This is a genomic window from Mycolicibacterium iranicum, from assembly GCF_002101705.1.
Taxonomy (GTDB): Bacteria; Actinomycetota; Actinomycetes; order Mycobacteriales; family Mycobacteriaceae; genus Mycobacterium; species Mycobacterium iranicum.
Map to the genome: position 1 here is coordinate 303,173 of NZ_LQPC01000030.1, position 14,779 is coordinate 317,951.

14 protein-coding genes are annotated in these 14,779 nt (G+C 68.5%); 3 read left to right on the forward strand and 11 right to left on the reverse strand.

Features of this window, described 5'->3' with window-relative positions; all coding sequences use genetic code 11:
• The first annotated feature begins 4 nt into the window (after window positions 1-4).
• Entirely contained in the window at window positions 5-1,261 is a 1,257-nt protein-coding gene (locus AWC12_RS15075) for an alanine racemase (protein WP_051226714.1), read from the forward strand.
• A gap of 3 nt (window positions 1,262-1,264) precedes the next feature.
• Here AWC12_RS15075 and AWC12_RS15080 read toward each other — a convergent pair whose 3' ends face one another.
• From AWC12_RS15080 to ftsH, 10 genes are all read right to left on the reverse strand, one after another.
• Entirely contained in the window at window positions 1,265-2,080 is an 816-nt protein-coding gene (locus AWC12_RS15080; RefSeq protein ID WP_085175265.1) for a type III pantothenate kinase, read from the reverse strand.
• A gap of 4 nt (window positions 2,081-2,084) precedes the next feature.
• Window positions 2,085-3,029, reverse strand: a complete 945-nt coding sequence (panC, locus tag AWC12_RS15085) for a pantoate--beta-alanine ligase (protein ID WP_024446896.1) — start codon at window positions 3,027-3,029, stop codon at window positions 2,085-2,087.
• Window positions 3,029-3,973: a Rossmann-like and DUF2520 domain-containing protein gene (locus AWC12_RS15090; RefSeq protein ID WP_024446897.1), complete on the reverse strand. Its 945-nt coding sequence runs from the start codon at window positions 3,971-3,973 to the stop codon at window positions 3,029-3,031. The genes panC and AWC12_RS15090 overlap by 1 nt, the downstream gene beginning before the upstream one ends.
• Before the next feature lie 76 nt (window positions 3,974-4,049).
• Window positions 4,050-5,288: a DUF6779 domain-containing protein gene (locus AWC12_RS15095; RefSeq protein ID WP_024446898.1), complete on the reverse strand. Its 1,239-nt coding sequence runs from the start codon at window positions 5,286-5,288 to the stop codon at window positions 4,050-4,052.
• Window positions 5,289-5,365: 77 nt separating this feature from the next.
• Window positions 5,366-5,842 (reverse strand): DUF3180 domain-containing protein, encoded by a 477-nt coding sequence (locus tag AWC12_RS15100; protein WP_085175267.1) that lies wholly within the window; start codon window positions 5,840-5,842, stop codon window positions 5,366-5,368.
• Window positions 5,842-6,369, reverse strand: coding sequence for a 2-amino-4-hydroxy-6-hydroxymethyldihydropteridine diphosphokinase (gene folK, locus AWC12_RS15105; protein WP_024446900.1), 528 nt, complete (start codon window positions 6,367-6,369; stop codon window positions 5,842-5,844). Before folK ends, AWC12_RS15100 begins: the two co-directional genes overlap by 1 nt.
• Before the next feature lie 19 nt (window positions 6,370-6,388).
• A complete protein-coding gene (gene folB, locus AWC12_RS15110; protein ID WP_024446901.1) occupies window positions 6,389-6,769 on the reverse strand; it encodes a dihydroneopterin aldolase in 381 nt (126 codons plus the stop codon).
• Entirely contained in the window at window positions 6,762-7,568 is an 807-nt protein-coding gene (gene folP, locus AWC12_RS15115; protein ID WP_024446902.1) for a dihydropteroate synthase, read from the reverse strand. The genes folB and folP overlap by 8 nt, the downstream gene beginning before the upstream one ends.
• Before the next feature lie 44 nt (window positions 7,569-7,612).
• Entirely contained in the window at window positions 7,613-8,221 is a 609-nt protein-coding gene (gene folE / locus AWC12_RS15120) for a GTP cyclohydrolase I FolE (RefSeq protein WP_024446903.1), read from the reverse strand.
• 32 nt (window positions 8,222-8,253) lie between these two features.
• Complete coding sequence (gene ftsH, locus AWC12_RS15125) at window positions 8,254-10,632, reverse strand: ATP-dependent zinc metalloprotease FtsH (RefSeq protein WP_085175269.1); 2,379 nt, start codon at window positions 10,630-10,632, stop codon at window positions 8,254-8,256.
• Between the two features lie 180 nt (window positions 10,633-10,812).
• On the opposite strand from ftsH, the gene AWC12_RS15130 reads away from it, so the two are divergent.
• Window positions 10,813-11,763, forward strand: a complete 951-nt coding sequence (locus tag AWC12_RS15130) for an alpha/beta fold hydrolase (protein ID WP_234814014.1) — start codon at window positions 10,813-10,815, stop codon at window positions 11,761-11,763.
• 25 nt (window positions 11,764-11,788) lie between these two features.
• Window positions 11,789-12,529: an SIMPL domain-containing protein gene (locus AWC12_RS15135; RefSeq protein ID WP_024446906.1), complete on the forward strand. Its 741-nt coding sequence runs from the start codon at window positions 11,789-11,791 to the stop codon at window positions 12,527-12,529.
• Here the strand turns inward: AWC12_RS15135 and AWC12_RS15140 are convergent.
• Window positions 12,526-14,757 carry a molybdopterin-dependent oxidoreductase gene (locus AWC12_RS15140; protein WP_085175450.1) on the reverse strand — a complete coding sequence of 744 codons (2,232 nt, stop codon included), beginning with the start codon at window positions 14,755-14,757 and terminating at the stop codon, window positions 12,526-12,528. The genes AWC12_RS15135 and AWC12_RS15140 overlap by 4 nt on opposite strands.
• Window positions 14,758-14,779: the final 22 nt, after the last annotated feature.

Here is a 14,779-nt window from a genome sequence, read left to right on the forward strand (position 1 = left end):
GACCATGTCCGGCATCGCTCCGAGCGAGGGCGGCTTCGACGAACGCAAGGTCGCCGCGCTCGCCGAAGAGCCACTGGACTGGAGCCACAAGGGGATTCCGCCGTCCTGGCGGGGACGCAGTGTGACCGAGATCGCCGAGCAGGCGCCGAACCTGTTCGACGCAGGGGTCACCGGTCCGCTCTGCGTCCTGCGGGCTGAGGCCCTCGCGCACAACCTGCAGACCATGGCCGGCTGGTGCCGGGCCCGGGGCGTCGAACTGGCACCGCACGGCAAGACGCATATGTCGCCGCAGCTGGCCGCCCGCCAGCTGTCTGCGGGCGCAACGGCGGTCACTGTCGCGACCGTGAGTCAGGCCATGGTGTTCCGGGAGTTCGGGTTCCGCGCCCTGGTGCTGGCCAACGAACTCGTCGACACTGCCGGGCTGCGCTGGTTGTCAGCCGAGCTGGATCGCGACCCCGAAATGCGGTTCGTGTGCTGGGTGGACTCGGTGCGCGGGGTGGAGTTGATGACGACGGCGCTGGCCGGCGCGCAGCGCCCCGTCGACGTGTGCGTCGAAGTGGGGTTGCCCGGCGGGCGGACCGGGTGCCGCTCGGCCCCCGAAGCCGACGATGTTGCGCGGGCGGCGGTGGCGTCACCGCGACTACGACTGGTCGGCGTGGCCGGATACGAAGCGGCACTGGGTCAGTCGCTCGACGATAACTTCGTCGGCGCGGTGGCCGACCATCTCGCTGATGTGCGCGCCACCGTCGTCCGGCTTTCCCCCCTGTTCGAGACCGACACCGTCTTCGTCAGCGCCGGCGGCAGCACCTACTTCGATGACGTGACCGAGGCTCTGACCGGCTGGCCCGACGGTCTGACTGCGCGCACGGTGCTGCGCAGCGGCTGCTACCTCACCCATGACCACGGCCTGTACGCGCAGACGTCTCCGCTGACCCGGGGCGGCGGTGACGCACTTCGGCCGGCGCTGGAGGTGCACGGGCAGGTGGTGTCGCGACCCGAACCCGATCTGGCGATCGTCACGATGGGCCGCCGCGACGTGTCCTTCGACCAGGGACTGCCGATTCCGCTGGGTCTGGGTCGCAGCGTCGTCACCAAGCTCAACGACCAGCACGCCTACGTTCACCTCGACGCTGCGGCGGAGGTCGGCGATTGGGTGCGATTCGGAATCTCGCACCCCTGCACCACTTTCGACAAATGGCGGGCGATTCCGGTGCTGGACGACGGCGACCGCGTGGTCGACGTGGTCTGGACCTATTTCTAGCTTCTAGCGCGGCTGTTTGAGCTTGCCGTTCTTGTTGTCGCGGTTGCGCTCGAACACCAGCCGCAGCCCGTCGAGGGTCAGATGCTGGTCGTAGTGCTCGACGGTGCGCAAATCGTCGAGCACCATCGGCGCACCGTGGCCGGTGGCCACGACGTTCACATCGCTGCCGCCGAAACCGTCGACATCGTCGCGGATCCGGTTCACCAAACCGTCGACCAGACCGGCGAAGCCGAACACGGCACCGGCCTGCATGCACTCGACGGTGTTCTTGCCGACGACCGACCGGGGCCGGGTCAGCTCGACGCGACGCAGCGCGGCCGACCGTGCCGCCGCGGCATCGGAGGACACCTGCACGCCGGGTGCGATCGCACCTCCGAGGAACTCGCCCTTGGCGGAGACGACGTCCACACAGATCGACGATCCGAAGTCGACGACGATCGCTGCGGTAGCGAATTTGTGATACGCGGCAAGGCAATTCACGATGCGGTCGGCCCCGACCTCCTTCGGATTGTCGACGAGCAGCGGTATCCCGGTGCGCACTCCTGGCTCGATGAGCACGTGCGGTACCGACGGCCAGTACTGCTCCAGCATCACCCGCACTTCGTGCAGCACCGACGGCACCGTCGAAAGGCCCGCGGCCCCGGTCAGCCTCTCGGCGTCGTCGCCGATGAGCCCGTCGATAGTCAGTGCGAGCTCGTCGGCCGTCACCTCGGACTCGGTACGAATCCTCCAGTGGTGCACTACTTTTGCGTGGTTGCCCGATCCAGAGATCAGACCGACGACGGTGTGGGTGTTGCGGACGTCTATCGCGAGCAGCACGACGTCAATTCCTCCAGGGCAATTCGTGACTGTCGCCGAGCGGGGCCCGCGGGTGGCCGTCGATGCCCGTGCTGGCTCCGATGTCGATCGCGATGTTGTCGATGAGACGGGTCCGTCCGAGTCTGGCGGCGATCAGCATCCGGGCCGCACCCTCGGCGGGGGCGGGACCGAGCAGCGGGTCGCGCAGCTCGAGGTAATCGAGTTCGAGCGCGGGAACCTCCTCGAGGACGGCCCGGGCCGCGTCCAAGGCGCCCGCAGCCCCGGTCGACGCGGCATACATCCCGGCGAGCAGCGCCGCCGACAACGCCCCCGCCTGCTCGCGCTGGACCGGATCGAGATAGCGGTTGCGCGACGACATCGCCAGTCCGTCTGCTTCGCGCACGATCGGCACACCCTGAATCTGGATGTCGAGGTTCAGGTCGGACACCATCTGACGGATTACGGCCAGCTGCTGGTAGTCCTTTTCTCCGAAGTAGGCGCGGTCAGGGTTGACGATGTTGAAAAGCTTCAGGACGACAGTCAGCATTCCGGCAAAATGCGTTGGCCGCGAAGCGCCTTCGAGCTCAGAGCCGATGGGGCCGGGATGGACGGTGGTGCGCCTGCCATCGGGGTACATGTCGTTCGCGGTCGGGGTGAACGCGATCTCCACCCCTTCGGCGCTCAGCAGTGCGAGATCCTCGTCGAGGGTGCGCGGGTAGGCGTCGAGGTCCTCGCCGGGACCGAACTGCAGCGGGTTGACGAAGATCGAGACCACCACCACCGCGCCCGGCGTCTTCTTCGCTGCTCTGACCAGCGTCAGATGGCCTTCGTGCAGAGCTCCCATGGTCGGCACCAGCACAATGCGTCTGCCCGTCGTGCGCAGGGCGCGGGTGACATCGGAGACGGCACGCGGCCGCTGATAGACATTGATTTGTCCCGCAATGAATTTCGGTGTATCGCGATTGCTCATCACTGTCCTGCTTCCGTCAGCGCGTCGAACACGGCCTCCGGGGCGTGCGCACGTTGGGCCGTCCGCCACGAATTCGCCCGGTATGCCTGTGCCAGATCAGGATTCACTTCGTACATCGCCTGCAGGTGACCGGACACCGCCGCGGCGTCACCGCGTGCGACGGGACCGGTGAGCGCCGGCTGGCCGCGCTGCAGCGCATTCTCCAGCGCGGCCCGCGCCAACGGGCCGATGATCCGCTCGGCGATGCCGCCGGGGGCGTCGCCGACGGTTTCCTGCCCGAGCAGCTCCTGCCCCCACAGCGCCGCGCGCAGCGCGTCGACAGCATCGAGCACCACCGTGACCAAGTGGTTGCTGGAGTGTGCCAGCGCCGCGTGATACAGCGTGCGAGCGTCCTCGCGCACCCGAAACGGTTCGCCCCCGATCTCCAGCACCAGCGACTGCGCGATGGCATAACCGATCTCATCGCCTGCGGTGATGCCGAAGCAGGTGCCCCGCAGGCGGTCGACGTCCTCGTCGGTGCCCGCGAACGTCATCGCCGGATGGATGGCCAGGGTGATGCATCCTTTCTCGGCCAGCGGCGCCAGCACGCCGATGCCGTTGGCCCCCGAGGTGTGCACCACGATCGTGTTCGGCCGCACCGCGCCCGTCGCGGCCAGGCCTCCCACGACAGTGGCGAGTTCGGCGTCGGGGACGGCGAGCAACAACAGTTCAGACCGGCCCGCCACCTGGTCAATCGGCAGGATCGGGGTGTCGGGGAGCCACCGCTGGGCCCGCGCACGTGAAGCGTGCGACACCGCGCTGCAGCCGGCGACGACGTGTTCGGCGCGCTCCAGCGCCACCCCGAGCGCGGTGCCGACGCGGCCCGCGGAGATCACACCGATCGTCAGACGGGCCGGGCGGAGTCCGTCGTGGGGGATGTTCCCTCCCGCGGAGGGCTGCAGCATCGCAGTCGACCTCGCTGTTTCTCTGGCTTCGTTCCGGTCCGCTCCACGGGTACCGGACGGTCGCCAAGAGCCTAGCTCAATCGCCTCGGCGTCTCCGCCGACCGCCGCCCGACGGGGTGGCCTGCAGCCGCGCCAGCAGTTCGGCGACGGATTGGCCGCCGGTGTGGGCGCCTCCCTCGGTTTCGGGCTCCGTGGGTTCCTGCTGAGGTTGCTGCTCTGGTCCGGAGTAATGCTTTCCGCGCGGCGGTTCGGGCTGCGGTTCGGCGGCGGCGGGTGGTGTCGGCGGTGTCGGCGGTGTCGGCGGGCCCTGCTCGGGGGCGCGGCGTCTGCCGACATATTCGCCCAAGGCGCCGTTGCCCGGGGCAACCCAGTTGCTGCCCGGCTCGCCGGCCGGAATCCACTGTCCCTCAGCGGGAGCCGGCTGCCACTGCGATGCCGCGGGTGCCGGTTCCTGGCGACGTGGTTGCGGAGGCGTCGTCGGCGGCGGAGGTGGTGGCAGCCAGGGGAACTGCGGTTCGGCCTGGGGAGCCGACGGCTGGGGCTGCTGTGGCTGAGGCTGTTCTGGCGGCGGCTGTTGTGGCGGCGTGGGGGTCGGTGATGCCTGCGCAGGAGTGGGTGGCCACTGCGGTTGCGCGGTTTCTTCGGACCGACGGCGGCGTCGCCCGGCCTGCTCACCGGCCCGGCGATGCGCACCGCCTGCGTCGGCGGGCTGCGTCGCCCACTCGCTTTCCGGGGGATGCGGCTCTGCCGGGACGTCGATGATTGGACTCTCGTCCGTCTCGGGCGCATGGTCCTCGACGTTGTTGTCGCGGTCCTCGGTGTCGAGGCGGCTGCTGCTGACCCGGCCGGCCGTGCGCTCGGTCTCGATCGCCGGCCGGTGCGACAGGTCCGCGTCGAACAGGTACTCCAGATTCGCGCGCAGGGCGGCGAGTTCGGCCCGCAGCGCGGCCACCTCGTCTGCGGACTGCGCGCGAATCTCCGAGGCCAACTCCCGGCGCAGGTGCGACTCGACCGACAGCTCGTATTCGCGGCGTGCCGAGATCTCTCGTTCCAGCTGCAGGTCGTATACCAGCTTCAGGTCGCGCACCTTCGCCTGATCGCTGTCACTCTGTCTGCGGTAGATGACCGAGACGAACGCCGCGATGACGGCCGCCCACAACGCGACGATCACGGCAAGTTTGAGCAACTCGACTCGGTTGGTGAATACCAGGGCCGAACTGGCAACGATGGCGAGCACCAGCAACGCTGTCATGAGTATCCAACCCGGCCTTCGGCCACCGCGCCTGAGGCGGCCGCCGCGGGTCGGATCGATCATGGGGCGACTGTACCCGCCACAGGTCATCTAGCGTGTCGACCTCTGCGGCGATTCGGCCTCATCGCGCCGATTTCGCCTCAGCCCGGGGCCGGGTCGGCGTTCTGCGACGGATCGTCGGGCGAGGTGCAGCAATGCTGCAACCACATCGCCGCGACGACCAGCGCCAGAGCGCACAGCGCGGCAACCACCGCACCGGAGGTGTCCTCAGCTGCGACTCGCAGCGTGCTGCGGCGCGGCAGCAGGTAGGCGAGCACAGCCAGCCACCAGCCCAGCACGACGCTGCCCATCCATGCCGACGCCTTCGCGATCACCACCGTCCGCGCCACCGCCAGTGGGTGCAATCGCCCGGCCCTCACTCCGATCTGACCGTCGCGAATCTTGGTCCGCACGTAAAAAGCCCAACCGGCTATCGCGACCGCGACACCCAGCAGCGAGATCCCGGTCCACACCGTGATCGGCGGGAATACGCGGTAGACGACGTACATCAAAAGATAACCGGCGACTGCTGCGGCAGCGACGGCCGCGGCCAGGTCGCGCTTGCGGGTGAGACCCATCAGCCGCGACCCGTGAGGCGCAGCTGCAGGCCGGTCCGGCGCACCCCGGCCCTCTCCCCCGCATCGACGGCGTCCAGACATGCGGCCACCGGACGGGCGCGTCCTTCGACCGTCACCGTCGCATCGGGATCGACGGCCAGCCACGGAATCAACACGAACGCGCGCACGTGCGCGTACGGGTGGGGCAGCGTGAGGTCCGGGTCGCCGAGCAGCACCTCCCCGTCGGTGCCGATGCACGAAACGAGGTCCACGTCCAGGGTGCGCGGGCCCCAGTGCCGCTCCCTGACCCGCCCCGCCGCATCCTCGAACTCATGGGCGCGGCGCAGCCATCCGTAGCCGTCGAGCACCGGATCGTCGGCGATCACAACGGCATTCAGAAACGGGTCCTGCTCGACGACGCCCCAGGCGTCGGTCTCGTAGACCGGCGACACCGCGACGGCCCCGGCGCCGAGTCCGTCGAGCACCGACTGCAGATGTGCCATCCGGTCGCCCATGTTGGAACCGATGGACAACACAACTTTCGTCATCTGGCGTTCTCCGACCGCGTCACACGGCACCCCGGCCGCCACGCCGCGACCGCCGCGCCACCACGGCAACGTCGTTGAACTGCAGAGGGATCGGGGCCGACGGCTTGTGCACGACGACCTCGACGGCATGAGCCCGCTCGTCGCGCATCACGTCGTCGGCGATCTCGCCGGCCACGGCCTCGATCAGCTGACGCGGCGGCCCGGCCACGATCTCGGCGGCCCGCTGCGCCAGCACGCCGTAATCCAGGGTGTCGGCGAGATCGTCACTGGCGGCCGCCACGGCCAGATCGATCCACACCGTGATGTCCACTATGAAATCCTGGCCGTCCCGGCGCTCATGGTCGAAGACGCCGTGATTGCCACGAACCGTCAACCCTCGCAACTCAATTCGATCAGCCATCGGATCCTGCCTGCCATGCCGCCACCACTGCCAGCGCGTCGACCGACGCGCGCACATCGTGCACCCGGACACCCCAGGCGTGATTCCAGGCCGCCAGCGCCGAGACCACCGCGGTGGCCGTCTCCCGGCCGGACGGCGGGCGGGGTTCACCGTCGGGCCCGGCGAGCAGCGCACCGAGGAATCGTTTACGGGACGCGCCGACGAGCACAGGGATGCCCGTGGCGACGAACTCGGGGAGAGCGTGCAGCAGCGCCCAATTGTGTTGCGCCGTCTTGGCGAATCCGAGACCGGGATCGATGATCAGCTTCGCCGGCTCGACGCCCGCGGCGACCGCCGCGTCCACCCCGGCCATGAGCTCGTCGCGAACTTCGCCCACCACATCGGCGTACGGCGGCACCTCGTGGGGATGGACGCTGCCGACCGAACGCCAGTGCATCAGGATCCACGGCGCGCCGGAGTCGGCCACCACCCGCACCATGTCCGGGTCCGCCCTGCCTCCGGACACGTCGTTGACGATGTGCGCGCCGTTCTCCAGCGCCGCGCGTGCCACAGCCGCGTGCATCGTGTCGATGCTGATCGTAATCCCCTGCTGGGCCAACTCCTTGACCACCGGAAGGATGCGGGATATCTCGACGCCGGGATCGATGCGGGTCGCACCGGGACGCGTCGACTCGCCGCCGACGTCGACGATCGCCGCGCCTTGGGCCACCAGCTCGACACCGTGCGCAATGGCCCGGTCGCGGTCCAGGAAGAGGCCGCCGTCGGAGAACGAGTCATCGGTGACGTTGACGACGCCCATGACCTGCACGGCACTGGTCCCGTCGGTTCGCTCGCCCCGAAAAGTCACTTCCGAAGGATCAGGTCCAAGGCTTCGGCGCGAGATGCCTTGTCGGTCTTGAATTGTCCGCGCACGGCCGACGTCGTGGTACGCGCACCGGGCTTGCGGATACCGCGCATGGCCATACACAGGTGCTCGGCCTCGATCACGACGATGGCGCCGCGGGGGTCGAGCTTGCGCATCAGCGCGTCAGCGATCTGACTGGTCAACCGCTCCTGAACCTGCGGCCGCTTTGCGTAGAGGTCGACCACGCGGGCGAGCTTCGACAGTCCGGTCACCCGGCCGTCCGCGCCGGGGATGTAGCCGACATGGGCGACACCGTGGAACGACACGAGGTGATGCTCGCACGTCGAGTACATCGGAATGTCCCTGACCAACACCATCTCGTCGTGCTGCTCATCGAACGTGGTGTTGAGCACGTCGTCGGGATCGGTGTACAGCCCGGCGAACATCTCCCGGTAGGCGCGCGCCACCCGGGCCGGAGTGTCGACCAGACCGTGCCGGTCCGGGTCCTCCCCGACCGCGATGAGCAGCTCGCGCACCGCGGCCTCAGCACGGGCCTGATCGAAATCCGGGGTGGTGAGCGTGGCCGAGTTGTTGTGCGACCGCGTCATCGAAATCTCCGTTCAGGTGTGTCGGCCGGTCGTCAATCCTGGCCGGAGGGGCTGGTGCGCCCGTTCTCCCTGCCGCCCTCGTGACCGGGGTCCTCTTTCTGGCCGGGTGCGGGTGCACCGCCGTGCGGAGCATGTTGCCCCGGCTGCGGGTAGGGCTGATACGGGGGGTAGCCCTGATAGGGCGTGCCATGTGGACCGTGCCCCTGCCAACCGCCCTGCGGCGGTGGCGGCGGATACCAATAGCCTTGCGGTTGTTGTTGATTGGGGCCACCCTGGTGCGGACCGCCGGGAGGAGGTGGCCAGCCGGGCGCATGCCAGCCCGCGGGGGCGCCGTAGTCGGGCTGGGTCGGCCCGGAGTTCGGCGCTCCGTTGGAGCCGGGGGCGGCGTGAGAACCGTTGCCGCCGTTCTTGTGCGCCCGCTCGGCCGCCGCTTTGGACGCCTGCGCGATGGCCGTCTTGAATGCAGGCTCCGGGACCGGCTTCGGCCACGGCTCGCCGCGTTCGATGGCCAGCTCGCCCGGCGTCTTGATCGGCGGCTTGTCCGACGGCACACGTCCGCCGAAGTCGTCGAACATCGTCAGGCGCGGGCGCTTTTTGACCTCGCCGAAGATCGCCTCGAGCTCGACGCGGTGCAGCGTCTCCTTCTCCAGCAGCTCGCCGGCCAAAGTGTCCAGGACATCGCGGTACTCGGTGAGGATCTCCCACGCCTCGGTGTGGGCAGCCTCGATGAGCTTGCGGACCTCGTCGTCGATGATCTGGGCGACCTCGTGGCTGTAGTCGGCCTGAGTGCCCATCGTGCGGCCGAGGAACGGGTCGCCGTGCTCGGTGCCGTAGCGGACGGCACCGAGCTTGGAGCTCATGCCGTACTCGGTGACCATCGCGCGGGCGATCTTGGTGGCCTGCTCGATGTCGGAGACCGCGCCCGTCGTCGGCTCGCGGAAGACGAGCTCCTCGGCGGCACGTCCGCCCATCGCGAACACCAGGCGCGCGATCATCTCCGAGCGGGTCATCAGGCCCTTGTCGTCCTCGGGCACCGCGACGGCGTGCCCGCCGGTGCGGCCGCGCGCGAGGATCGTCACCTTGTAGATCGGTTCGATGTCAGGCATCGCCCACGCGGCGAGGGTGTGTCCACCCTCGTGGTAGGCGGTGATCTTCTTCTCCTGCTCGCTGATGATGCGGCCCTTGCGGCGCGGCCCGCCGACCACGCGGTCGACCGCCTCCTCCAGCGCGGGCCCCGTGATGATCGTGCCGTTCTCACGAGCGGTGAGCAGTGCCGCCTCGTTGATGACGTTGGCCAGGTCGGCGCCGGACATGCCGACGGTGCGCTTGGCCAGACCGTCGAGGTCGGCGTCGTCGGCGATCGGCTTACCGGCCGAATGGACTTTCAGCACGGCGCGGCGGCCGGCCAGGTCGGGGCTCGACACCGGAATCTGGCGATCGAAGCGGCCGGGCCGCAGCAGGGCGGGGTCGAGGATGTCGGGCCGGTTGGTGGCCGCGATCAGGATGACGCCCTGGCGGTCGCCGAATCCGTCCATCTCCACGAGCAGCTGGTTGAGCGTCTGCTCACGTTCGTCGTGGCCGCCGCCGAGGCCGGCGCCACGCTGACGCCCGACCGCGTCGATCTCGTCGACGAAGATGATGCAGGGGCTGTTCTGCTTGGCCTGCTCGAACAGGTCTCGCACGCGGGATGCGCCGACGCCGACGAACATCTCGACGAAGTCCGAACCCGAGATCGTGAAGAACGGAACCCCCGCCTCACCGGCCACTGCGCGGGCCAGCAGCGTCTTACCGGTGCCGGGAGGACCGTAGAGCAGCACGCCCTTCGGGATCTTGGCGCCCAGCGCCTGATAGCGGCTCGGGTTCTGCAGGAAGTCCTTGATCTCGTAGAGCTCCTCGACCGCCTCGTCGACACCGGCGACGTCGGCGAACGTGGTCTTCGGCATGTCCTTGGAGAGCTGTTTGGCGCGCGACTTGCCGAAACCGAACCCCATCCGCCCGCCGGACTGCATGCGGGAGAACATCACGAAAAGGCCGACCAGCAGGAGCAGCGGCAACATGTAGATCAGCAGCGTGCCGAGGATGCTGCTCTGGTTGACCACGGTGTTGGTCTTGGCGTTCTTGGCCTGCAGCGCCTCGAACAGCGTCACCCCGTATCCCGTCGGGTACTTGGTGATGATCTTGTTGCTGTTCTCGGTGTCGCCGTTGCCGTTCTTCAGCTCGAGACGCAGTTGCTGCTCACGGTCGTCGATCTGCGCGCTGTTGACGTTGTCGCTGTTGATCTGCGCCATCGCGACCGAAGTATCGACGGGCTTGTACCCGCGGGTGTCGTCGCTGAAATAGAAGAAAGACCAACCCAGCAGCAGCACGACGGCGATCACCGTGAGTGTGCGGATCACATTCTTACGATTCATATGAGTGTGTGGCCGGCGGTCGTCTCGCCGGCCCAATCCTTCCAATACGCGCAGCTGGAATAGTCAAGGCTACCGCTAGACCAACGTCTGGCAGTTCCCGGCGGTTGGGCTGCTCGGGCCCAGTGTGCATCCAGGGCGCGAATTCGGCTCTATTGGCGATCTGTACGCACACTGGAGGACATGACGACCCGGATGGTTCAGCGCAGAGTCGAGACCAACGGCGTGACCCTGCGGGTGACCGAGGCCGGGGAGCCGGGGGCGCCCGTCGTGGTGCTCTGCCACGGCTTTCCCGAGCTCGCGTTCACGTGGCGACACCAGGTGCGGGCGCTGGCCGATGCGGGCTACCACGTGCTGGCTCCGGACCAGCGCGGCTACGGCGGCTCCGACAAACCCGCCGCCGTCAAGGCCTACAACGTCGCCGAGCTGACGGCCGACGTGGTCGGGCTGCTCGACGACGTCGGTGCCGAAACGGCGGCGCTGATCGGTCACGATTTCGGGGCCGTGGTGGCATGGGGTGCGCCGCTGCTCGAACCCGAGCGCTTCACGGCGATCGCAGGGCTGAGTCTCCCACCGGTGCCGAGACCGAGGGTGCCCACGACGCAGGCGTTCCGCCGCGTCTTCGCAGACCGGTTCATGTACATCCTCTATTTCCAGGAACAGGGTCCCGCCGATGCCGAGCTCGACCGCGACCCCGCGACGACATTCCGACGGCTGTTCGCGCTGACGACCGCGGGCCAGGAGATGGTGGGCGAGGCCGGGCCCGAGGGCTTCCTGGATCGCATCCCGGAACCGGGCGCAATCCCCGACTGGATCAGCCAGGAAGACTTCGACGTCTACGTCGACGAGTTCACCCGCGGCGGCTTCACCGCACCGCTGAACTGGTACCGCTGCTTCGACCTGAACTGGGAACTGACCGCGGACACACCCGCTCCCACGATCACCGTGCCGTCGCTGTTCATCGGCGGCAGCGAGGACGCGACGCTTGCCTACACTCCGCGGGACCGCGCCCACGAGGTCGTCTCGGGCGACTATCGCGAGGTGATGATCGACGGTGCGGGCCACTGGCTGACCGAGGAAAGCCCGGACGAGGTGTCGCGCGTGCTGCTGGACTTCCTCACACCTCTGCGGTGACACCCCTCGCGCTAGGGTGCCAGGCATGCCCCTCGCAGCGCGCGCGAAGACAGTCAGGAATGCCCTCACCGCCTTCGCCGCGGCAGGGCTGGCCGCGGCCGCGCTGACCGCATGCGACGCGCAAAGCGGGTCGACCCAGCAGCCGAGTTCGGACAGCCGCCAGGTCACGGTGGTCGGATCCGGCGAAGTGCAGGGCACACCGGACACGCTCACGATCAACGCGTCGATGGAGTTCCTCGAGGCCGACGCCACGGCGGCGATGAATCAGACCAACCAGCGCCAGCAGGCGGTGATCGACGGGCTCGTCGGCCTCGGCATCGACCGCAAGGACATCGCCACCACAGCCGCCGATCTCGCCCCGCAGTACGGCTCGGACAACATTGCTATCGCGGCCTACCGGGCGACCAATTCCGTCAACGTCACGATCCGCGATCTGAACAAGGCATCGGATGCGATCGGCCTGATCGTCAGCACCGGCGGCAACGCCACGCGCATCAACTCCATCGCCTACTCCATCGAGGACGACTCACAACTGGTGCGCGACGCCAGGGCCCGGGCGTTCGAGGATGCCAAAGACCGTGCGGCGCAGTACGCGGAGCTTTCCCAGCTGAGCCTCGGCAAGGTCATCTCGATCTCCGAATCAGGCGGCGCGCCGCCACCCGTGCCACTGCCGATGCAGTCGCCACGCATGGAGGCCGCGGTGCCCATGGAGCCGGGCCAGCAGACCGTCGGCTTCTCGGTGACGGTGGTCTGGGAACTGACCTAGGCCGCAGGACCGACCGCTGGGCCCACCAGAACGGGGATTCCGTTGAGCACCGCGGTGCCCGACAGCGGGTCCAGCACCGAACCGTCGTTGAGCTGGTTGGCGTTCACCCCCGGCCGGCTGGCGGCCAGCGACTGCCCGGTGCCTGCACGGCTGTGTCCCCAGCCGTGCGGCAGCGACAACACACCGCGGCGGATGTCCTCGGTGAGCTCGACAGGCACCACCAACTCGCCGCCGGCACCCTTGACGATCGCGGTGTCGGTGACCCCGAGCTCGGCGGCATCGGCCGGGTGGATCCGCAGCGTGCACCGGTTACTCCCGCCCGCCAGTGCAGGCAGATTGTGCATCCAGCTGTTGTTCGACCGCAGGTGCCTTCGGCCGATCAACACATACCCGTCACGAGGCTGATCGAGCTTCGAACGAAGCCGCGCGGTATCCGAAACACATTGCGACGGTGCGAGTTCCACCTTTCCTGACGGGGTTCGCAGCACGTCGGGCAGCCTTGGCTGTAGCGGGCCGAGGTCGATGCCGTGGGGCGCGGCTTTGAGCCGCGCCAGCGTCAGTCCGTCGGGCCTGACACCGAACGCGTCACCGTATGCCCCGAGGCGCAGCATCATGTCGAGGCGCCGCTCGTAACCGGGACCGGCGGGCAGCATCGCCGTCAGCTCGTCGACGCCGCGGCCCGCCACCGGGGAAGCCTCGTCGGCCGTCTCCTTGGCCAGGGTGGTCGCGATGACCTGTTCGTCGACGAGCGCCGGGTCGGCGTCGTAGCCGATTCCATACAGCACCAACGCAATTCGAGACAATATCTCGGCCTCGTCGGGCCTGCCGTCCAAAGGCAAGGCGGGCGGCGAATAGCGCGCGTTGTTGCGCACCGCGAGACCGTTGAGCGCGAAGTCGAAGTGCGGGCTGCGCGACGGCGGTGGCGGCGGCAGGATGACGTCGGCGTGTCGGGTCGTCTCGTTGAGGTACGGGTCGACGCTCACCATGAACTCGACGCGCTCGAGCGCGCGGTCCAGCCGGTCGCCGTCCGGGGCGGACAGCACCGGGTTGCCCGCGATGGTGATCATCGCCTTGATCTGTCCTTCGCCGGGCGTCTCGATTTCCTCGGGCAGCGCGGCAACGGGCAACTCGGACAACACTTCCGGATGCCCGGAGACGCGACTGCGCCAGCGCCCGGTGCGGAATCCGCGGCCCGGACGGTGCCCGCGGGGGCCCGCAGCGACCGGCGACAGCGGGAACATCGCTCCGCCCGGCCGGTCCAGGTTGCCGGTCAGGACGTTGACGACATCGACCAGCCAACTGCCGAGGGTGCCGAACTCGACCGTGCAGGTCCCCATCCGTCCGTATACCGCCGCGCTGGGGGCGGCAGCCAGTTCGCGTGCCAGCGTAGTGATCTCGTCGGCGTCGACGCCGCAGTACCCGGCGACCGCCTCAGGTGCGAAATCCGTTGCGAGAGCGCGAACCTCGTCGACGCCGGTGACGTAGTCGGCGACCGAACCCAAGTTCACCAGGTTCTCGGCGAACAGCACGTGCACGACCGCCAGAAGCAGCGCCGCGTCCGTGCCCGGCCGTGGTGCAAGGTGACGATCGGCCAGCTCGGCGGTGCGGGTGCGAGCCGGATCGATGACCACAAGCCGTCCGCCACGCTTGCGCAGCCTGCGCAGCTTGCCCGGGAAATCCGCGGCGGTGGCCAGGCTTCCGTTGGACACCAGCGGGTTTGCCCCGATGATGACGAGGTAGTCGGTGCGGTCCAGATCGGGCACCAGGAAGGCGGCCGGGCTGCCGAACATCAGCCCCAGCGACACATGCTTGGGCATCTGGTCCAGCGTGCTCGCCGAGAACACCTGGCGCGTGCCGAGGCCTCGGATTATCAGCGGCGGATACAGCGCTCCCGCGACGGTGTGGGCGTTCGGGTTGCCGAGGTACACCCCGACCGAGGCGCCGCCGTGATCGCGAACAGCGGCGCCCAGGCCGTCGGCCATGGCGGCGAACGCCTCGTCCCACGTCGCCTCGGTCAGCACTCCATCGCGACGTATCAATGGCGACCGCAGCCTGTCGGGGTCGTTGTCGAGCTCGCCGAAACTCGCCCCCTTGGGGCAGATGAACCCGGCGGAGAAGACGTCGTCACGGTCACCGCGCGCACCGGTCACGCGCCCGTCCTCGATGGTCAGCGTGAGGCCGCAGGTGGCCTCGCAGAAAGGGCAGATGCGTAAAGCCGTTTCGCTCACGCCCTCGATCATGCGCTGCCGG